We start from the raw sequence: 21922 nt of genomic DNA, 5'->3' as shown, positions 1-21922 counted from the left end.
ATTCATGACAGTCGCCCAAAAACGTTCTACTACTTCTAAATTTGAGAATAACTTTTTATCAAGTTTGCAAAAGCAATTTCCTGACCTGATACCTCCGGCTATTGCCTTAGCTATCTTTTTAGCTATTTGGCAACTATTTTCCTTTACTCCTGGGGCAACATTACCAGGACCAATTCAAGTTATTCAAGACACTTGGATCTTGATTTTGTATCCATTTTATGATAAAGGTGGCACAGATAAAGGGCTTTTTTGGCAAATCTTGGCTAGTCTCAAACGGGTTGCTATTAGCTATACACTAGCGGCAATTGTCGGTATTGCCTTGGGTGTTTTGATTGGTGTTAGTAAAACCATGTCTAAAGCTTTAGATCCTTTGTTTCAATTATTAAGAACAGTTCCTCCTTTAGCTTGGGTTCCTATTTCTTTAGCAGCATTACGCCAAAATGAACCAGCGGCATTATTCGTAATTTTCATTACTGCAATTTGGCCGATTTTAATTAATACTGCGGTAGGTGTTACGCAAATTCCTCAAGATTACAACAACGTTGCTAAAGTTCTGCAATTAAACCGCAGAGACTATTTTCTCAATATTCTTATTCCTTCAGCACTACCCTATATTTTCACAGGTTTAAGAATTGCTATTGGTTTGGCTTGGTTAGCAATTATTGCCGCAGAAATCGTAATGTCTGGTATTGTGGGAATTGGCTTTTTCATCTGGGACGCTTATCAAAATAATAACGTTAGCGAAGTTATTTTAGCTCTAGTTTATATCGGTGTCGTCGGTTTAATACTGGATAAAATGATGGTTTGGTTACAAAATAAGATTTTACCAGCAGAACAAAAATAGTCAGTAGTTAGTAGTCAGTGGTCAATAGCAAAGAAAAAACAACTGACAAATAACCAATTACCAATTACCAATTACCAATTACCAAAAAATATGTCTATATTCGTGGCTGTTGATCAAATTGATAAAGTTTTTGAATTAACTGGTGGCGGTCAATATATTGCCCTGAAAAACATTAATTTAGAAATCAAGAAAGGTGAATTTATCTCTCTTATTGGTCACTCTGGTTGTGGTAAATCAACCCTTTTAAATATGATTGCTGGTTTAGATTTACCCACAGAAGGTTTAGTAACTTTAGAAGGACAAAGAATTAAAAAACCAGGACCAGATAGAATGGTAGTATTTCAAAACTATTCGCTTTTACCTTGGCGAACTGTAAGAGAAAATATTGCCTTAGCGGTAGATTCAGTATTAAATGGAATGCCAGAAGCCGAACGTAAAGCCATAATCGAAAAACATATAGATATGGTCGGTTTGCGTCCTCATGCTGATAAACAACCAGGAATGTTATCCGGTGGACAAAAACAACGGGTAGCCATTGCTCGGGCTTTAGCAACTCGTCCGAAACTATTACTATTAGATGAACCCTTTGGGGCATTAGACGCACTGACTCGCGGTAATTTGCAAGAACAATTAATGCAAATTTGCGAAGAAAATCAAGTTACCGCAGTTATGGTGACCCATGATGTAGATGAAGCCGTTTTGTTATCTGATAGAATCGTCATGTTAACCAACGGACCAGAATCGAAAATTGGCGATATTTTAGAAGTTGATATTCCCCGACCTCGCAAACGCATGGAAGTAGTTAAACATCCCAGTTACTACACCTTGCGAAGTGAAATGATTTACTTTCTTAACCAACAAAAACGTATCAAGAAAATTCGGGCAAGAAAAACTCCAGATATTGCCCGTCATGGGTTAGAAAAAGTTAATTTAGAAATTGGTTTTCTGCCCCTCACAGCTTGCGCGCCCCTAGCAATAGCCAAAGAAAAAGGCTTTTTCATCAAACATGGTTTAGATGAAGTTTCCTTAGTCAGAGAAAGCAACTGGCGTGGTATTGTAGACGGTATTGCTGGTGGTTATTTAGATGCGGCGCAAATGCCCTCTGGTATGCCCATGTGGTTAAGTTTGGGGGGGCATAAAAATGAACCCTTACCCGTTGTTACAGCCCTCACCATGACCCGCAATGGTAATGCCATTACCTTAGCAAAAAGATTTTATGATGCGGGTGTTCGCAGTTTATCCGACTTTAAGAATTACCTGCTTCAAACCCGCGAACAACAACATAGAATGGGGGTAGTACATCCCGCGTCTATGCACAATTTACTTCTCCGTTATTGGTTAGCAGCGGGTGGAATTGACCCGGACAAAGATGTGAATATGAAAAATATTCCTCCTGCCCAGATGGTGGTAGATTTAAAAGGTGCAACCATTGATGGTTATTGTGTGGGTGAACCTTGGAATTATCGGGCTGCGGTAGAAGGTTCAGGCTTTACCATTGCCACAGATTTAGAAGTTTGGTTAGGACACCCTGGTAAAGTTTTAGGAGTCCGAGAAGATTGGGCAGAAACTTATCCTAATACCCATATTGCATTAACTAAAGCTTTACTAGAAGCTTGCCAATATTGTGCAAATCCTGCCAATATCGAAGAAGTTCGCCAAATTTTAGCAAGTCGGGAATATGTCAGCACAGATATTGATTATATCCAAATTGAAGACCCGGACGGTGCTACCTGTGACTTAGACCATCCTATGCGGGAATATGCCCATCATCAATTTTATTCTAAGTCTGCTATTAACCGCCCCAGTCGCACCGAACAAATTTGGATTATGACTCAATTAGCGCGTTGGGGTGATACTCCTTTCCCTAGGAATTGGGTAGAAATCGTTGAACGAGTGTGTCGAGTCCGTGTTTTCAGTACAGCAGCCAGAGAACTGGGTTTAGATATTAGTTATACCCGTCAACCTATTCGATTATTTGATGGTAAACCCTTTAACGCTGATGACCCTATTAGCTATCTTAATGACCTAGAAATTAAATGTGACTTCTCTATAGCGGAAGTAATTCTAGATGCCCCTAGAAGAACCGCAGCTTAAATAGGGATGAATCTTGTGGGGTGGACATCCTGTCTGCCCAAAAATGCAAGGGACGGGCAAGATGCCCATCCCACAAAAGTAATAAAATCATCTTTTTTCCTTGGCGCGAAACTTTCTACAAATTACCAAACAATGCAAAACAATAATTTGAGAACCACCAACACAGCTACAAGCACAATCAACCGTCAGCCTTTTTTAGAAATTAAAGATGTTTGCAAAATTTATCCTACTAAAAAAGGACCATTTACTGTTCTTGATGGTGTTAATCTTAATGTTGAAAAAGGTGAATTTATTTGCGTTATCGGCCACTCTGGTTGCGGTAAATCAACTCTATTAAATATGGTTTCTGGTTTTAATTTTCCGACTACTGGACAAGTTTTATTAGAAGGAGAAGCAATTACTAAACCAGGACCAGATAGAATGGTAGTTTTTCAAAACTATGCGTTATTACCTTGGAGAACAGCTTTTGAAAATATTTATTTAGCTGTAAATGCAGTTTATCCAACTAAGCCACAAGCAGAAAAACGGGCTATTGTGAGAGAACATTTAACAATGGTGGGTTTAGGTGACGCAATGGATAAGAAACCTATGCAAATGTCTGGGGGAATGAGACAGCGGGTATCTATTGCTCGTGCTTTGGCTATTCGTCCCAAGGTATTGATTTTAGATGAACCTTTTGGGGCATTAGATGCGATTACGAAGGAAGAATTGCAGGAGGAATTGTTGAAAATTTGGGGTGATAATCGTTGTACAGTTTTGATGATTACCCATGATATTGATGAGGCTTTATTTTTGGCTGATAAGTTGGTAATGATGACCAATGGACCGCACGCAAAAATCGGGGAAGTGATGGAAATTCCTTTTTCTCGACCAAGAGATAGAGCCAGAATTATGGAAGATCCTCAATATTATCAATTGCGGAATTATGCGTTAGATTTCTTGTTTAACCGTTTCGCTCATGATGATGTAGGTTAATATGTTTTAACGAGATTCCCGACTTCTTAGAGAAGTCAGGGATCTGAATTTTAGAAATTAACGACGAAATTATAAATAAGATTAAAGATACAATGATCATTTGATAGACTGTTAGATATTGATAATTCTTCCATGTTTTATGTTGATTATTGATCTTCAGGGTATAAGACATAATCTACATCTTCTTTTTGAAATTTATTCGTAAGCAGTAAGCTTATTAATTTTTTTCTGTTAGGTCCTGGATGAATTTTAATAGAGATACGTTGTTCACTCCACATCTTTTGAATTATATATTTGAGCAGGTGAGTACCAAGACCGTTTTCTCTGTCCTCTTCATAGATAAGAAACCAGTCTATCTTCCAATTTGAACCTGTTAATCTATAGCTGGCGTAACCGGCTTCTTTATAATTCCATAAAATTTTGTAAAAAGTGTCAAGATTGCCAGGGTTAAATAATTTCTCCTTCTCTTCTCTTTCAAAGTCTCTTTTTATTTCAATTCCTGCTGGTAATTCGTAAGGATTCATAATTTCATTATACAGTAACTAAAGATTGATCTTCTTCCCAAGAAAACCAAGGTTCAAGTTCACCTGATTCAGCAAAAGTGATTGCAGCTATTAAACATTGACGTAAATTAACACAAATTTTTTTAGAATAATTCCCTGCTTGTCCACCAACAATTAATTTTTGCTCATTAGGAGAACTAACATTATTGTTTTTTGCATTTATTAATGCTTCATAAAAACTAGATAATAAAATCTTTTTTTTACGAGATGAACTCATGTTCTTATGATAAACATCTGATTTAGCTATTTCATCGTCAACCGGATACAAGAGAGAATAAAAAACCTCATTATCTAAAGTTGCAGTAACAACATATTTACCAGAATTACCACCACCAATCATCATATAACTCTCGTCGTCTACTTCTAAACTAACTAAAGTTTTAGTATTGCCATCTAACTCACAAATAGCTGTTTCTATTTGTTGCCAATTTGGGTTATCAATGAAGTTTTCTTCATTTCTGTTTCCTGTCCAGTTGTCTGTATATAACTTTGATACAAACATTATTTCCTCCTTGTTTTTGGGGGTGTAACTTCAATTATTTTAGTGCCACTGGGAGTAATAATTTCCAATTCTTCTATACCTAATTGATAAGCCATAGAATTTACACCCCCTCTTAAACCACAAGCATCACAAAGGTCTCTATCTACAACTAAACGAGCTTTTTTACCCGTAATACCTGCATCTTTTACTTGCTGAAAAACATCAGCTTCTGCATGAGTTTTAGAATAATAATTCACCTTCAAAGTTATTTGCCGACGGTAAGGATTACTACCAGAGTTTATGCCAAAAAAACTTTGACCATCTATTTCTAGTTTAGCAATTGTTGAACCATCTGTTGCACTACCAGCAGGAGGTAAACTAAGACGCTGCCTATATTCAGCCAAGTCATCAAAAATACTGTCCGTTTTTATTGTCCTTTAACTTGAATATTACTGTTTTATTTTAGCATGGCTAAATTTAGCTAGTGTAATTATATACGATACTGACAAATAAGTAAACTACCCTATCTTCCCTCTCACCCAAGCGCGGAAAGATTTCAACAAAGCGATTTCACCCATAGTTTTACTTTGCTGGATAAATCTATTCATATCCCCAACAGAAACTAGAGGAAAATTTATACTAAACTTAATTTCAATATATTGATTTTCTACCAATTGATAAAACTTCAAAACTTCACCGTCATATTTCCACAATTCAGCCACACCTAAAGCCGCATAGATATTAAACTTATTCACAGAACTGCTAGTAATATCAATTTCAACTGCTAAATCTGGAGGAGGATCTATTTCTAAATTTAAAGTTTCCCTACCTCTCATGGCCGCTTCATTTTGGATATAATAACAACTATCTGGTTCTATTCCTTTGGTCAAAGATTTACGTTTTAATGTTGTAGAACCAGCACTTCTGATTTCTATATCTAATTCTTCAGCTAAAGAAAATATCAATCTATCAAATTGAATTTTTGGATTTTCGTGTTCAAAAAGTGGAGTCATAATTTCTAAAGTACCGCAGTCATAAGCAAACCGAGAACCCCTACCCTCACCTGTATCCCTCAACAAGGCTTCAAAGGTATCCCAGCTAACGTTATATAAAACCGTTCTTTGTTCAGAAGTAATTGACTCCAGAAGCATATACAATACATTCCATCACGATATTAGATAAAATAACTAAAATCTTACCTATGTCTATCATATTCTCTTTGCGCCTCTGTGTGAAAAACTCTTTTATTAAAAAGGAGGGAAAATACCAACTCTAAATTTATTGTTCATCATTATCAGGTAATTTTTCCATTTCTTCCGCAATTAATTCCTGAAAATCATCTCCACAATGAACATTCAAATGAATTGTAGCACTTAGCAACTCTGCCAAAATTTCAGCTTGTTGTCTAGTACTTAGGTGAGGTGACTGAAGCTGATAAATTAAAGCAGTAATATTTTGACATTCTGAGCCTAATTCGATAATTAATGTCCTCAAAGTAGAACTAGCAATAGGAAGAGAGCGAGAGCTAATTTGCATAGTTATTTTCCCAATCGTTTGACTGCTTGCTGAATTCCCTTTTCAAAAGCTTTAATTTCATTTTCCCAATGTCTAATTAAACCTTGATTGGGATAATATTTTTCATACTCTATTTTAATCTTTTCCTGATGTTCATTAATGCGTTGATTCAATGAGGGAATTGATTTCCTTTGGTTTTTATTCTCCATAAAGTTAGTAGATTTTCCTACAGTCTACTATAGGCCTTTTAATATTGCTGATTTTCCTATTTTTACATTCACAAAATAATTATAAATTAAAAAAGGTGGGAAATGCCCACCCTACATTTACTCAGCAAACACACCAGCAAAAAAGTCCAAAGTCTCCTTCAAAGCCTTGATGAAAATATCAATTTCTTGACGAGTATTGTAAAAAGATAAGCTTGCTCGTGCAGTTCCCGCTACACCTAAATAACGGTGTAATGGTTGTGTACAATGGTGGCCAGAACGTATGGCCACACCTTCTTGATCTAATAATGTAGATAGATCATTAGCGTGGACACCCTCTACCGTAAAAGCTGCTAGAGCGGCTCTACCTTCGCCTTGAGCATTGGGTTTTGGTCCGTAGATTCTAATTTGGGGTATTTGTGCTAATTGGGCGAATAAATAGGCAGTTAATTCCGCTTCATAGGCATGGATTTTATCCATACCGATATTAGTAAGATAATCTATAGCTGCACCAAGTGCGATCGCTTCCCCAATAGCAGGAGTACCGGCTTCAAATTTATGGGGTAATTCTGCGTAGGTCGAATGGTCTAAAAATACCTCTGCAATCATCTCACCACCACCGAAAAATGGCGGCATTAATTCTAGTAATTCCAGCTTACCATATAAAAAGCCGATCCCAGTGGGAGCGCACATTTTATGTCCAGAAGCTACTAACCAATCACAATCAAGTTCTTGGACATCAATAGGAGTATGGGGAACACTTTGACAAGCATCAAGTAAGAATTTTGCACCGAATTTGTGGGCAATTTCAGCGATTTCTTTAACTGGATTTATACAACCCAAAGTATTAGAAATATGAACGATAGACACCAGCTTTGTTTTGTCAGAAATCAGGTTTTTAAACTGTTCTAAATCAAAAGTTTCTGCTGGTGTTAATTCCACAAACTTTAAAATTGCACCAGTTTTTTGAGCGACAAATTGCCAAGGAACAATATTACTATGGTGTTCCATTACCGAGAGAATAATTTCATCTCCTGGCTGTAAATTGTGCATTCCCCAACTGTAAGCGACTAGGTTAATGGCTTCTGTTGCGTTGCGAGTGTAAACAATTTCTTGGCGTGATTTAGCATTAATGAATTTAGCAATTTTATCACGGGCACCCTCATAAGCATCAGTAGCCTTTCCGCTGAGAAAATGTGCGCCACGATGAACGTTTGAGTTATATTGTTCGTAATAATCACGCCAAGCATTTAAAACAAACAAAGGCTTTTGAGAAGTAGCCGCATTATCGAGATAAACCAGGGGTTTACCGTGAACTTCCTGATGTAAAATAGGGAAGTCAGAACGGACTTTATCAGCTAGAGTTTTGGTAGAAGTGATGGTCATATTTAATGATTTCAGAATAATAGCTAGAATTTAGGAGTATTGCAGAATTTAAGAAGAACGAACCGCAGAGGCACGGAGAACGCGGAGAAAGAAAGTTTTAGAGGGTTTTTTGGTGGGGTTTTCCCCACTTTTTGCAAGTGGGGTTTTTGGTTATTTATTTGTGAGGGTGACGACTGTTTTTAACAAACTCTCACGCAAAGAAGCAACAGGGATAAAGTTAATAATTTCCGTTGCGAAAGCATTAACTAATAATTTCCGTGCATTATTTTCATCAATACCACGACTTTGCAAATAAAAGATTTCATCATCTTCTAATTGACTGACAGTAGCACCGTGAGCGCATTTAACATTATCAGCAGTGATTTCTAATTGCGGTTTGGTGTCAATTCTCGACTTAGATGATAATAGCAAATTGCGATTTAATTGAGATGCGTCTGTTAATTGAGCCGATTTAGGAACAAATATTTTACCATTAAACACACCATGAGCGCGATCGCTTATAATGCACTTATGTAATTGTTTACTAATACCATGAGGATGATTTAAAGATAAAACACTGTGAGTATCAGCCAATTGGTTATTAGCAATTACAGTTAAACCATTAAGGGTCGTTTCCGTTTGTTCACCAGATTGTAATATCTCCAAATTATGACGAGAGATTTTACCACCAACAGTGACAGCATTACAATTATAACGACTATATCTTGCTTGAGTAACAGCAGTTTTACCAATATGAAAAGCCGCAGCACCTTCACGCACGACCCTATTGTGAGTAACCTGAGCATTTTCCTGTACCCAGATTTCCGTCACACCATTAGTAAAATAAACCTCCTCCTCCGTGTCCTCTGTGTCTCTGTGGTTCGTATATTCCTCAATCAAAACCACCTGAGAACTACTTTCAGCAACTACTAAAACACGAGGTTGGGAAATAGTCGCAGACTCACCAGAAACAGAAACAAATAATAGATGAATTGGTGTTTCCACCACCACATTTTTAGCAACCCATACCACCGCGACATCATTTAAAGCCGCAGTATTCAAGGCTGTAAAAACCTCTTTACTACCTTCAGCTTGCGCTAAATATTTTTGGATAACTTCACCAGGTAAAACATCCAAATTACCAACAATTAAGCCAGTAGGTAAATTTTCAGTATTAGATAAATCAGGTGAATAAACACCATTAACAAACACTAACCGCCCAGAAACTTCAGGTAAAGCAAAATCATCCTGTAGAGACAATTTATGAATTGTTTTTACATTATTAAAATCTACCTGTTTGAGAGGTGATAAATCAGTAAATCGCCATTCTTCCTCGCGGGTATTGGGGATAACAGAATGACGCACCCAATTAACAGCACCGTCGCGCAAATCCTGTAACCAACCGTCTGATTTTTTAGTAGTTACCCGACTTAATAAACCACTTAAAAAAGCATCTCTATCTAATAGAGAATCAGGAATAGAAGTAAGAGAAACTGGAATAGACATTACACACCCACTCCCAAAGCTTCTTCTAGAACCCAATCGTAACCGCGAGATTCCAACTCTAAGGCTAACTCCTTACCACCACTTTTAATAATTTGTCCTTGTGCCATCACATGAACAAAATCAGGGATAATATAATCAAGAAGACGCTGATAGTGAGTAATCATAATCGTCGCATTTTCAGAATTTGTTAATTGATTAACCCCATTAGCGACAATTTTCAAAGCGTCAATATCCAAACCAGAATCAGTTTCATCTAGAATAGCTAACTTTGGTTCTAAAATCGCCATTTGCAGAATTTCATTCCGCTTCTTTTCTCCACCAGAAAAACCCTCATTGACACTGCGACTAAGGAAAGAAGAATTCATCTTCACAATATCCAATTTTTCCTCAACCAAATCATCAAAATCAAAAGCGTCAACCTCCTCTAAACCTTGTGCTTTGCGACGAGAATTATAAGCAACCCGTAAAAAATCCAAATTACTCACACCAGGAATTTCCAGAGGATATTGAAAAGCTAAAAACACACCATTTCTAGATCTTTCTGCTGCTTCCATTTCCAAAAGATTTTGGTTTTGAAAAACCACCTCACCACCAGTAACAGTATAAGCTGGGTGTCCCGCCAAAACCTTAGAAAAAGTGCTTTTTCCCGAACCATTTGGACCCATAATTGCGTGAACTTCCCCCGCGCGAACCTGCAAATTCAACCCCTTTAAAATCGGAGTTCCATCAACATCAGCCGTCAAATCCTTAACCGACAAAATCAAATCACTATTCTCAACAATCATCTTCTCTTCCTCTCTTTCTCTGCGTACTCTGCGTCTCTGTGGTTCGTTTTCTTAACCCACACTACCCTCTAGTTTCAGACTCAACAACTTATCAGCCTCAACAGCAAACTCCATTGGTAACTGATTAAAAACATCCTTACAGAAACCGCTAATCATCATTGAAATAGCATCTTCCGAAGAAATACCACGTTGAGCGAAAAAGAATAATTGATCTTCACCAATTTTAGAAGTAGAAGCCTCATGTTCAACCTTTCCCGAATTATTCTGAACTTGAATATAAGGAAAAGTATTAGCTTGAGCATTATCACCAATTAACATCGAATCACATTGAGAATAATTTCTCGCACCTTTCGCAGTGGGATTAATCTTCACCAAACCCCGGTAACTATTACTAGATTTACCAGCAGAAATTCCTTTAGAAATAATAGTGCTACGGGTGTTTTTTCCCACGTGAATCATCTTACTTCCAGTATCCGCTTGCTGCATATTATTTGTTAATGCAACTGAGTAAAATTCACCCACAGAATTATCACCAACTAACACACAACTAGGGTACTTCCAAGTAATAGCTGAACCTGTTTCTACTTGAGTCCAAGAGATCTTAGAATTGACACCTTGACATAAACCACGTTTAGTTACAAAGTTGTAAATTCCGCCTTTACCATTGACATCACCAGCGTACCAGTTTTGCACAGTAGAATATTTAATTTCCGCATTATCTAAAGCTACCAATTCTACAACCGCTGCGTGTAATTGGTTGCTGTCGTACATGGGGGCTGTACAACCTTCTAAATAGGAAACATAACTACCTTCTTCGGCGACAATTAAAGTCCTTTCAAATTGTCCTGTATCACCATTATTAATGCGGAAATATGTAGACAATTCCATTGGACATTTTAAGCCTTTGGGAATATAAACGAAAGAACCATCACTAAATACAGCCGCATTTAAAGCTGCGAAATAATTATCAGCAATAGGAACAACGCTACCCAAATATTTTTTAATTAACTCTGGGTGTTCTTGTAGAGCTTCTGAAAAAGAACAGAAAATTACACCGTCTTTAGCGAGTTTCTCTTTATATGTAGTCGCAACAGAAACACTATCAAAAATCGCATCAACAGCAACGTTACTTAATCGCTTTTGTTCATTTAAAGGAATACCTAATTTCGCAAAAGTTTCCAGCAAGGTGGGATCGACTTCATCTAAACTGTTGAGTTTTGCTTTCTTTTGTTTCGGTGCGGAATAATAAATAATATCCTGATAATTAATAGGCGGATATTGGACATGAGACCAAGTTGGTTCTGTCATTTTCAGCCATTGGTGGTAAGCGCGGAGGCGATACTCCAGCATAAATTCCGGCTCATTCTTTTTAGCGGAAATCAGACGGACAACATCTTCGCTTAACCCACGGGGGATAGTATCGGCTTCAATATCGGTAACAAAGCCGTACTTATAAGGTTGGTTGACTAAGGTTGTAACAGACGCGCTCATCGGTTCTCTTGTTTTCTCTTTAAAGGATAGACGACGGGCTGCATGACGCTAATTCCCGTTCCGTGTTACTAATTTCTAACAAGACTGCTAGAATGGTTTTGACGACTAAAACAATTCGGCTGTTGTTTAATCTACATTTCATTGTACGATAGATTAACAACAACAATGTTGTTTAAGTCAAATTTTCAAAAAAAAAGTTTTTTATTTTGGGACGTATGCGTTGCGTCTAGCAGAAAAGATGGCGACTACCCAGCAAACCTCAACTAAGCACGATATCCTAGAGTATCTATTAAAACACTCACCAGCAACGGCTGTTGAGTTGGCTAATTTTTTGGATGTGAGTCCCCAAGCGATTCGCCGTCATTTAAAGGATTTAGAGACGGAAGAGCTAGTTCTATATTCGGTATCAGAACAACCGAGTATGGGCAGACCTCAGCACCTTTATCATTTGAGTCAGCAGGGAAGATCACGCCTACAAAAAAGTGGTAACCGCTTAAATGATGGTTATGGGGAGTTTGCAATTTCGCTTCTGGACACTTTAGCGGAAACGGTGGGACGTGACCAAGTAAAATCTATTTTACGGAAACAGTGGGAACGCAAAGCCCAAGAATATCATGAACGGGTGGGTAATGGTTCTTTACGGGAACGGGTCGCAAATTTGATAGAATTGCGAAAGGCTGAAGGTTTTATGGCGGAGTTTCACGCTGTAGAATCAGATGCTAGTGGTGCGGAAAGGTTCATTTTTGTGGAACATACTTGCGCTATTTCTGATGTTGCGGAATCTTTTCCCAGCGTTTGTGGTCATGAGTTGGAGATGTTTGCGGCTATTCTCCCAGATTGTACTGTGGAACGGACTCACTGGTTGATTCATGGTGAACATCGTTGTGGTTATTTGGTGGAAAAAAGTTAGGTGGTTGGATAGAAGTAATTGAACGCAGATAAACGCGGATAGACGCAGATAAGGAAGTCGGTTATTTTTGTTGTGGATGTGGGATGAAAATAGGTAATTTGACATCTATCAATTTAGGTAAATATTCCACTTTTGTTGTTTATTCTTATCATGAGAGTTGAAAGAATTAGCTGGTGTGTTCATAGGTAATCTATATAAATATTATGGCTTTGGTTTAGAAATTGTGGGTGTGAAGAGATTACTAATTTGTTCTGGAGTTAAACCAGTTAATGTTGTGTCATAACCCCTACCAGAAGTTCTAATTACATCACCAACCGCTTTTAAAGCACTAGCTGCTAACAGTAGTGTTATCTTCAGTATGAGAAATTTGTTGTTCTTTAGTAGCACTAGGATTAGTTTCTTCTAATTGTTTAAGAAGTTTTTGAATCTCTTCTTCTGCTTTTTTAAGCTTTTGTTTTTGTTCTTCTGGTGTATAATTATCTTGATCAAATATAACTTTACTACCTGATTCTGCTGTATCTACAAATTGGATGTTTGAATAGCTTTGGTCATATTTTGATCCCTTTTGATAGTTTACAACTATTTTTTCTATCAATGTTATTATTGGTAGAAATAGATGATCGCTTTGTTTGTCTGAATTTTTCAATTTATTAACTTCTTTATTAAGCACATCTAAAACTTTTCTGTTTATTCTTGTGGGAATAAGCTTCTTCAAAAAAAGCAGCATACAGAAAGTAAGCAATATACTTACAGCGAAAATTTCTATTAAAAATCTCGAATCATAATAATTAATTTCATAAAGCTTCTCTAAAAAATTATCTTGAGTATCATCTAGATGATTATTTTTTCTTAATTCTTCAGCTTCTTTTCCTGTCAAAAACGAATTTATGTCGTTTAAAAGATTTTGATTTTTAGACTTGTTATAAATAACTATTCCGTATGGCTCGTGGCTTAATGGTTTAGAATAAGGAACAATAGAATATTGTTGACTATTTTTTAGATTTTTATTTTCGCGCTCCTTCAACATCTCTTTTAAAATAAGTTCATCAGCGGCATATGCAATAATCTTATTATCATCTAATTCATTAAAGACATCTCCTCTCGTAACTGGTTTAATTTTTGCTGATGTATAAATTGAACCTATTAGAGAATTTGTATTTGTCTTTATCCCAGGAATTCCGATTGTTTTTTCTTTAAAAGGCTCTCGGTTATAAAAAGATGCTTTGTTTATGTTTTTAAGTAACAGCTTTGCTCCTGTCCACGCAAAAGAATTTGAAAAACCAGCATCGATATTTTTTAGGTCAGCTTCGCGTTTATTAGTTATGGTGTTAGCTCCACACTCTCCATCTAAAGGCGTACCATCATCTCCATTACCAGTAAATCTGTTATTAAGAGATACTTGTTTGTAAACTATACTTATTTCCTTCTCTGTATTATTTTCATTCATCCGTTCTTTTAAATGTTCTAGTAATTGGGGACAGTAACCACTCCATTGTGAAGATATACCTCGATAACTTAGAGGAGGAGTATCATTTCTAAGTCCAAAAAACAGGGTTTCTGTTACTACTTGATTAGTATTATTGTTGGGAGTCTGGGCAAAACTAGCATGACTGAAGAACAAAATACTGACTATTACGATATTACTAGGCAAATAATTTAGTTTCATTTTGCGTTTTCAAATATTAATAAAAGTGCTGTTGATTGAAAAAGCTGTTTGTTAAAGATTATGAAATTAAGATTTTGTAAATCTTTTTAAGATAACAAGTTTTCGGGTCTTTGGCTTTTGCTGGTTGTTTTTTGAGCATGATAAATAATATTTAGAATTTGTATTCTTAATATTCTGCGATATTGACTTCTAATTAGCTGCGATTCCTAAAGAGTGCTTCACAATGGTTAATAGTGGTATAATATTACATCCATACGATCACTAACTGTTCTTAAGTAAGTTCAGTCAACAGGGGAAATTCCCGAATTTCGGTATTTTTGACCAGGAATGGTCTTTTTAACATCTGGTTCATTGCTTGATGTAATAAATATTATATCTTTTGACATAATAATCACATTTAAAAATAAAAGCAATATCAAAAACCGCTAATTTTAAGAAAATTTACTGATTTTTAGTTTTTATTTATTTTTGAACTGTATAAAGTTGAAGCATTCACTAAGTAAATCCGCTGTCATCTGCCAAAAGTTAGATATTGGAACAGAGATGTTAACAAGCAAGTAATTAGGGAAACTTAGCTACGTAAACATAAAGTAATTATTTTTATTATCAGTGCTGAAGCCCTAGCTACCCCATCCTCTAGTCCGTTAAAATACACAGACAAATTGTTAACAGTTCCGGTTAACTAGTGCTGTCAGTGAGGTGTCTAGTAAGTATAAACTTTATTACAGTCCAGAAGCAGCGAAAAAACGGGCAGAGAATGGATTTTTCAGGATAGTTGATTCTGAAGGGATTGAATGCAATAAGCGATACCTTTGATCAGCGCGTAGCTATCGCTCCCTAGAAATCGCTGTAGGTATTTATTTAATATCTAACTTTTAGTAGATGATAATGAGTTTATTTAGTGCATATTTCAACTTTATACAAATCAAAAAGCATTAAAAACGAAAAATCAGTAAATTTTCGTAAAATTAGCAGGTTTTGCTATTGCTTTTATTTTTGAATGTGATTATTCTTTCAGAAGATATAATACTTGTTACATCGAAGCAATCAACCAGATATTAAAAAGACCATTGCTGGTCAAAAAAACCGAAATTGGGGAGCTAATTTGGGGGTTTTGCCTGTTGACTGAACTTACTTAAGAACAGTTCGCAGCTTATCTAAGTGTAACATAAAGCCACCATTAACCGTTGGGAGAAGGACGTTCTCAGCCCTCACCAATGCTATGAGCTTATTCAGCAGAAGCTTGAGGGAGTGGGGAAGGTGAGGAATATTACAGAAGTATTTAGGGAATTAAAAAATGGCAGAGCGTTTATTGCAGTTAGATGATGTATTAAATATTTCTAGTTCTGAGAAAATTGCTAACCTGTTCCAAAAACTAGGTTATAACTCTTCCATTCAAGCTTTAAGTATAGATGATTTACATTTAAGTACCCGTAGCACTGAAGCTATTGATGATCTCAAGAAAATATCGGGATATAAACAATGAAAATAGAACAGTTACAACCAGGAATGATTATTTGTGGAGACAAATTTCCTGAACCCATAAAAATTTCATCATTTAAAATGATAGGGACTTCCAGAGTAAAAATAGAAGCTGTTGGTATTAATAGTAATAAATGTTATCAGCCTGTTATTCCTATTCAAGAATTAATTGATCTCCAAGAACAAAAAGACCTACAATTTCAATTTACAGGAAATCCTGAATCAGTATTTTTATACTTAGAAGGAACACGCATTCGCAATGCTTTTCAATTTGACCCCCTTTATGGTATCAGTTCATCTCAAGTTGACCCATTACCTCATCAAATTGAAGCTATTTATCATTACATTCTCAAAAGTCCTAATATTCGTTTCTTATTAGCAGATGACCCCGGTGCTGGTAAAACTATTATGGGGGGATTATTAATTAAAGAATTAAAATACCGAGGTTTAGTAAATAGAGTATTAATTGTTGTTCCTGGACATCTCAAAAACCAATGGTTACGAGAGATGAAGGAGCGTTTTTCTGAGAAGTTTTTGATGGTAGATAGGGGAGTAGTTAATGCTAGTTGGAGTCAAAATGTTTGGACAGAATTTCCCCAAATTATTACCTCCCTTGATTTTATTAAACAAAATGATGTGCAATTGGCTTTTAATGATGCTAGATGGGATTTGGTTATTGTTGATGAAGCTCATAAAATGTCTGCTTATAAATATGGAGAGAAAGTTAGTAAAACTGCTCGTTATACTGTAGGAGAAACCCTATCTAGTAATTCTAAATATTTAATTTTACTAACTGCTACTCCCCATCGAGGAGATGCTGAAAACTTCAAATTATTTCTGGATTTACTACAACCTAACTTCTTTGCTAATACAGAAATGTTAGCAACTTCTATTGAGGATCAGGATAATCCTTTATTTTTACGTCGTTTAAAGGAAGATTTAAAAAACTTTGATGGACAACCTTTATTTCCACCCCGTTTAGTGGAAACGATTAAATATTATTTGAATGAAGAAGAGAAAAAACTTTATAATGCTGTTACCGATTATGTAGAAGAGAATTTTAACAAAGCTCTCCAAAAGGAAAAACGTAATGTTGCTTTTGCTTTAACTGTTCTCCAAAGACGTTTAGCTTCTAGTGTCAGAGCCGTTTTAAAATCTTTAGAACGTCGTAAACAACGCTTAGAAGATTTATATAAAAAAGGTAAATTAATTCAGGATGGTATTTATAATGAAGATTATCTAGAAGACTTGGAAGATGAGGAACGCTACAGTAAAGAAGAAGAATTACTTGCTAAATTATCTTCAGCAGAATCTTTAGATGAATTAAAGTTAGAAATTACTAATTTAGAGTTTTTAGTTAAGTTAGCTAAAGCAGTAGAAAAGCAAGAGATTGAAACAAAACTCAATCGCTTACGAGAAGTTTTAGAAGAAAGAAAAATTCGAGAAAGTAAGGAAAAGTTACTAATTTTCACTGAGTCAAAAGATACAATGGAATATTTAGCAGAAAAGCTGAAAAAGTGGGAGTATAGTGTGACTTTAATTCATGGTGGCTTAAATATGGATGCTCGGATTAAAGCTGAATATGAGTTTAAAAATAAAACTCAAATTATGGTAGCTACGGAAGCCGCAGGGGAAGGTATTAACTTACAATTTTGTTGGTTAATGGTTAATTATGATATTCCTTGGAATCCTAATCGCTTAGAACAAAGAATGGGACGGATTCATCGCTATGGACAAGAACATGAAGTTCATATTTACAATTTAGTGGCTTTAGATACTAGAGAAGGTCAGGTTTTACAAAAGCTATTTGATAAGTTAGAAGCAATGAAAGAAGCTCTAGGAGATAGAGTTTTTGATGTTATTGGTGATGTTTTACAAGGTGCTAGTTTAAAGGATTTAATTCTGGATGCTATTGCTAATAAAAGAACCATAGATGATATCTTAGCAGACATGGATAAAGTTCCAGATATGGAAGCAATTAATAAAGTTAAACAGGCTAGTTTAGAGGCTTTGGCTACTCGTCATATTGATTTATCTCGAATTAATCAAGAACAGCGTACAGCTAAGGAAAATCGTCTTGTACCAGAATATATTGAAAGGTTCTTTTTAAGAGCAGCTAAATATTTAAAAATCAAAGTCGAAAAACGTCAAAATGGCTTTTGGCGTATTACTAATGTGCCTTTTGAGTTAAGAAATCAACCCCATGAATTTAAACTCAAATATGGAGAAGTACAACGAGAATATTTAAACTTTGGTTTTGAGAAAAAAGCTACTTCCAAAGCACAAGCAGAATTTGTTAGCAGTGGTCATCCTTTAATGGAAGCAATTTTAGAATATTTATTTAAACAATATCAAAAAGAAATAGATAAAGGCTCAGTTTTTTTAGACCCTGATGGTAAATGGGATGGTTTATTATGGTTTATGTCTGGTGAAATTAAAGATGGTAATGGAGAAATAGCCGGACGCAAATTAGTATGTTTATATCAAGACAAGTTAGATAATTTTCAAATTGTTAATCCTTCGCTGTTATGGGATTTAAAACCCAATGATGAATCTACAGAAGTTATAGACAAATTAGTAGAAGAATTAAAAGTTAGTAATCTGAAATCTAAACTGGAAGATGCTATAGCTTATATTTTAGATAACTATTTAGACCCCTATCAACAAGAATTATTACAAAAACGTTTATCAGATGCTCAAATTAAGCGAAAATACGGTTTAAAATCCATTGATTCTTTAATTTTAGAGTCAGAAGCTAAATTAACTGACTATGAGATTAGAAAAATTCAAGGTGATAATATTCCTGATGTCATTATTGCTAATGAACAGCGCAACCGAGATGATTTAGAACAGAAAAAACTCAAGTTAGAAAAAGATATTAGAGTAGAAACTAATCTTTATCTTTCCGAACCTGAGATTTTAAGCGTTATTCAAGTCATACCAACAGCTACTAATCCTGAGCAACACAATAACAAAGAAATTGAATTAATTGGTATGAAAACTGCTATGGAATATGAGCAAAAAGAACAAAGAAATCCTGAAGATGTTTCTTTAAAAGATGTAGGTTATGACATTCGTTCTTGGGATAATTTAGGGAACTATCGTTATATTGAAGTTAAGGCTAGATCCAGTTCTGGATCAATTTCTTTGACTCCCAATGAATGGGTAATGGCTAATCGTTTAGGAGATGAATATTGGCTTTATATTGTGGAAAATGCAGCAACTAATCCTACATTATACATAATTCAAAATCCAGCACTTCATTTAAACCCTGCTGAGGAGGTGAGTGTAATTCGATATGTAGTTAATGATTGGCGTTATCATGCTAATTGTGAACATTATCAGAGTTAGCTTCTTAAATACCCAACTTCTTAAAGAAGTCGGGTATCTGATATAATAATAGAATCATTAACCATCATTAACCAGGGAAAAAATAGTAATCATAACGGAAATTACAGCAAATTATAATGAAACATGGAAAGAAGCAATAGGAGAATATTTTGAATTATTCTTACAGTTCTTTTATCCAGAAATTCATCAACAAATTGACTGGACTAAACAACCAATATCCTTAGATAAAGAATTGGAACAAATTACAGCCTCAAGTCAGACAGAAAAACGTTATGCAGATAAATTATTTCAAGTTAGTTTATTAAATAATGAAATAATTTGGATTTTGATTCATATAGAAGTGCAAAGTCAATATGATAAACAATTTTCCCAAAGAATGTTTATCTATAATTATCGCTCTTATGATTTATTTCATAAACCAGAGGAGATGAAAACAAAAATTGGCGACCAAATAGTTATGAATACGGTTTAGGTAATAGTCGAGTCAAAATGGAATTTAGTATAGTCAAACTATTAGATTATGAATGGGAATATTTGAACACAAATGATAATCTCTTTGCTACAATAGTCATGGCACATCTGAAAACCAAAGCTACCACTAGTAATTTAACTGCAAGAGAACAATGGAAATGGAGTTTGGTTAGAGCATTATATCAAAGAGGCTTAACTAGGTTTGATATTATTAATCTAGTCAAGATCATTGATAAAATGATGACTTTACCACTACCATTACAAACAGCATTTGAAACCAAATTAGATGATTACGAACAGGAGTTAAATATGCCATTCCTCAGCACTATCGAAGAAAACGCCCAAGCCAAAGGTAAGGAAATTGGTGCTAGAAAAAATTGCCAAGAAAACATTATCAAAATCCTCTCTAGCAGATTTGCTAATCTTCCAGAAAAAATAATCTATACTATCAAGCAAATTGATGATATGTCTATCCTGGAAAATTTACTTTTACCCAGTATTCAGGTTAACTCTGTGGAGGAATTTCAGCAGTTAATTGATTCTTATGTAACGCAAAATTAACCAGAAACATTAGAGGGTGTTTGAAAAATCATTATTGATGTATCAAATATTTTTGACCCCTCCCTAACCCTCCCCTTGTTAAAGGGAGGGAACTGGATTTTCTTGTTTTCCCCCTTTATAAGGGGGGACTAAGGGGGGTGAAAATACGGGATACCACTTTTAAAACATCCTCTTAACCAGATCCCCCCCACTTGTGAGATAATTTGGGGATCTGAAAACTTCACAACTAACAAAATCACTACCAAAATCACTACCAAAATCACTACCAAAATCACCACCAAAACCATGAACCAAGCAGCTATTGAACAATCATTCCCTATCCAAGAAGTTAGCGAATATTCCGCTAAAGAAAAAAACATTAGACATGGACATATTTCTACCTTACATATTTGGTGGTCAAGAAAACCTTTAGCTGCTTCCCGTGCTACTATTTATGCTGCTTTAGTTCCCGCTTTTACAGCATCAGAAATGAACCAGAAAAATCAATTTATTGCAGAACTTTCTAAATGGGAAAATGCTAATAATCAAGAATTATTAAATCAAGCTAGGGCAGATATTTTACAAGCTCATGGTGGTATTCCTCCCAAGGTTTTAGACCCCTTTTCTGGTGGTGGTTCTATTCCTTTGGAAGCGTTAAGATTGGGTTGTGAAACCTTCGCTAATGATTTAAACCCTGTAGCGGTTTTAATTGAAAAGGCTACTTTAGAATTTCCCCAAAAATATGGACAATTAAAAACTAGAATATTTAAGGAAACTACAGGAGGAGAAACTCCACAAACCTATAATCCTCTATTGGAAGATGTGAAAAAATGGGGTAATTGGGTATTAGAAACAGCCAAGAAGGAAATCGGTAAATTTTACCCCCATGAAACTGATGGACGCATCCCTGTAGGTTATTATTGGATGAGAACGGTCACTTGTCAAAATCCTGATTGTAGGGTAGAAATTCCCTTAACTTCTAATCTGTGGTTAGCTAAAAAAGATAACAAAAAAGTTGCTTTAAAAATTATTCCGATTATTCATGAATCAGGAAATAATCAAATTGATTTTGCAATTGTGGAAAATGATAATATTGATTTTGATCCTGCAACGGGTACAGTAGCAAGAGCTAAGGTTATTTGTCCCTGTTGTGGTAGTAGTTTAACTGACAAGGATACCAGAAAACAATTTATAGATGGTATTGCTAGTCAAAGAATGGTAGCGGTAGTTTTACATAATCCTAAATCATCTGGTAAAACCTATCGGTTAGCAACCGCTGAAGATATGGAAATATTTAATCATGCTCAATCTTATTTAGAATCTAAGCGCAATGAGTTATGGGATAAGTGGGGTATTGATCCTGTTCCTGATGAAGAATTACCCCCTAGAGGTACATTAGGTTTTCGTGTTCAACCTTATGGAATGAATACATGGGGATCTTTATTTAATTCCCGTCAACAATTGGCTTTGATTACTTTTGCTGATGCTGTAAAACAAGCTCATCAATTAATTTTAAAAGAAGGTTATGATGAAGATTATGCTAAAGCGATCGCTACTTATTTGGCAGAAGTGTTGAATGTTAAGAAAAGCCTGATAAAAATAGCCAAAAATATGTTAAATTTTGGGCGAAGGATTAAAATATTTTGATTAACCATGATCATAAACTCATTTCCCAAG

The 21922-nt window shown here is 35.4% G+C and carries 20 protein-coding genes; 9 read left to right on the top strand and 11 right to left on the bottom strand.

The genetic code is table 11. The features are described from left to right. Positions 1-4: 4 nt before the first annotated feature. The 3 genes from ntrB to H6G44_RS17790 all read left to right on the top strand — a co-directional run bounded on the left by ntrB (position 5) and on the right by H6G44_RS17790 (position 3913). Positions 5-844 carry a nitrate ABC transporter permease gene (gene ntrB, locus H6G44_RS17800; RefSeq protein ID WP_190387848.1) on the top strand — a complete coding sequence of 280 codons (840 nt, stop codon included), beginning with the start codon at positions 5-7 and terminating at the stop codon, positions 842-844. Between the two features lie 90 nt (positions 845-934). Continuing rightward, positions 935-2938 (top strand): ABC transporter ATP-binding/substrate-binding protein, encoded by a 2004-nt coding sequence (locus H6G44_RS17795; RefSeq protein ID WP_190387849.1) that lies wholly within the window; start codon positions 935-937, stop codon positions 2936-2938. Positions 2939-3070: 132 nt separating this feature from the next. Continuing rightward, on the top strand, positions 3071-3913 hold the full coding sequence (locus H6G44_RS17790) for a nitrate ABC transporter ATP-binding protein (protein WP_190387850.1): 843 nt from the start codon (positions 3071-3073) through the stop codon (positions 3911-3913). Positions 3914-4059: 146 nt separating this feature from the next. Here H6G44_RS17790 and H6G44_RS17785 read toward each other — a convergent pair whose 3' ends face one another. The 10 genes from H6G44_RS17785 to sufB form a co-directional block, all read right to left on the bottom strand. After that, positions 4060-4437 (bottom strand): GNAT family N-acetyltransferase, encoded by a 378-nt coding sequence (locus H6G44_RS17785; RefSeq protein ID WP_190387851.1) that lies wholly within the window; start codon positions 4435-4437, stop codon positions 4060-4062. Positions 4438-4444: 7 nt separating this feature from the next. After that, positions 4445-4978 (bottom strand): hypothetical protein, encoded by a 534-nt coding sequence (locus H6G44_RS17780; RefSeq protein WP_190387852.1) that lies wholly within the window; start codon positions 4976-4978, stop codon positions 4445-4447. After that, positions 4978-5361 carry a deaminase gene (locus H6G44_RS17775; RefSeq protein WP_190387853.1) on the bottom strand — a complete coding sequence of 128 codons (384 nt, stop codon included), beginning with the start codon at positions 5359-5361 and terminating at the stop codon, positions 4978-4980. The genes H6G44_RS17780 and H6G44_RS17775 overlap by 1 nt, the downstream gene beginning before the upstream one ends. A 114-nt stretch (positions 5362-5475) precedes the next feature. After that, positions 5476-6108: a Uma2 family endonuclease gene (locus H6G44_RS17770; protein ID WP_190387854.1), complete on the bottom strand. Its 633-nt coding sequence runs from the start codon at positions 6106-6108 to the stop codon at positions 5476-5478. A gap of 127 nt (positions 6109-6235) precedes the next feature. Beyond that, on the bottom strand, positions 6236-6493 hold the full coding sequence (locus H6G44_RS17765; RefSeq protein WP_190387855.1) for a hypothetical protein: 258 nt from the start codon (positions 6491-6493) through the stop codon (positions 6236-6238). A gap of 2 nt (positions 6494-6495) precedes the next feature. After that, entirely contained in the window at positions 6496-6681 is a 186-nt protein-coding gene (locus H6G44_RS17760; RefSeq protein WP_190387856.1) for a hypothetical protein, read from the bottom strand. Between the two features lie 117 nt (positions 6682-6798). Further along, positions 6799-8064: a cysteine desulfurase gene (locus tag H6G44_RS17755; protein ID WP_190387857.1), complete on the bottom strand. Its 1266-nt coding sequence runs from the start codon at positions 8062-8064 to the stop codon at positions 6799-6801. Between the two features lie 150 nt (positions 8065-8214). Further along, complete coding sequence (gene sufD / locus H6G44_RS17750) at positions 8215-9549, bottom strand: Fe-S cluster assembly protein SufD (RefSeq protein ID WP_190387858.1); 1335 nt, start codon at positions 9547-9549, stop codon at positions 8215-8217. After that, positions 9549-10334: a Fe-S cluster assembly ATPase SufC gene (sufC, locus tag H6G44_RS17745; RefSeq protein WP_190387859.1), complete on the bottom strand. Its 786-nt coding sequence runs from the start codon at positions 10332-10334 to the stop codon at positions 9549-9551. The genes sufD and sufC overlap by 1 nt, the downstream gene beginning before the upstream one ends. Positions 10335-10385: 51 nt before the next feature. After that, positions 10386-11825 carry a Fe-S cluster assembly protein SufB gene (gene sufB, locus H6G44_RS17740; RefSeq protein ID WP_190387860.1) on the bottom strand — a complete coding sequence of 480 codons (1440 nt, stop codon included), beginning with the start codon at positions 11823-11825 and terminating at the stop codon, positions 10386-10388. A 238-nt stretch (positions 11826-12063) separates the two neighbouring features. On the opposite strand from sufB, the gene sufR reads away from it, so the two are divergent. Continuing rightward, positions 12064-12735 (top strand): iron-sulfur cluster biosynthesis transcriptional regulator SufR, encoded by a 672-nt coding sequence (gene sufR / locus H6G44_RS17735; protein ID WP_190387861.1) that lies wholly within the window; start codon positions 12064-12066, stop codon positions 12733-12735. 328 nt (positions 12736-13063) lie between these two features. On the opposite strand, the gene H6G44_RS17730 is transcribed toward sufR, so the two are convergent. Continuing rightward, on the bottom strand, positions 13064-14401 hold the full coding sequence (locus tag H6G44_RS17730; RefSeq protein WP_190387862.1) for a transporter substrate-binding domain-containing protein: 1338 nt from the start codon (positions 14399-14401) through the stop codon (positions 13064-13066). A 1297-nt stretch (positions 14402-15698) separates the two neighbouring features. Here H6G44_RS17730 and H6G44_RS17725 point away from each other — a divergent pair. The 5 genes from H6G44_RS17725 to H6G44_RS17710 all read left to right on the top strand — a co-directional run bounded on the left by H6G44_RS17725 (position 15699) and on the right by H6G44_RS17710 (position 21892). Then, entirely contained in the window at positions 15699-15887 is a 189-nt protein-coding gene (locus H6G44_RS17725) for a hypothetical protein (RefSeq protein WP_190387863.1), read from the top strand. Beyond that, positions 15884-19234, top strand: a complete 3351-nt coding sequence (locus H6G44_RS17720) for a helicase-related protein (RefSeq protein ID WP_190387864.1) — start codon at positions 15884-15886, stop codon at positions 19232-19234. The genes H6G44_RS17725 and H6G44_RS17720 overlap by 4 nt, the downstream gene beginning before the upstream one ends. A 232-nt stretch (positions 19235-19466) precedes the next feature. Beyond that, positions 19467-19706 (top strand): Rpn family recombination-promoting nuclease/putative transposase, encoded by a 240-nt coding sequence (locus tag H6G44_RS20425; RefSeq protein ID WP_242031784.1) that lies wholly within the window; start codon positions 19467-19469, stop codon positions 19704-19706. Between the two features lie 17 nt (positions 19707-19723). Beyond that, entirely contained in the window at positions 19724-20266 is a 543-nt protein-coding gene (locus H6G44_RS20420; RefSeq protein WP_242031785.1) for a hypothetical protein, read from the top strand. A 285-nt stretch (positions 20267-20551) separates the two neighbouring features. Continuing rightward, a complete protein-coding gene (locus H6G44_RS17710; protein WP_190387865.1) occupies positions 20552-21892 on the top strand; it encodes a DUF1156 domain-containing protein in 1341 nt (446 codons plus the stop codon). Positions 21893-21922: the final 30 nt, after the last annotated feature.

The sequence above is a fragment of the Aphanizomenon flos-aquae FACHB-1287 genome (genome assembly GCF_014698755.1).
Taxonomy (GTDB): Bacteria; Cyanobacteriota; Cyanobacteriia; order Cyanobacteriales; family Nostocaceae; genus Dolichospermum; species Dolichospermum flosaquae.
This window is presented reverse-complemented; position numbering and strand designations above follow the sequence as displayed.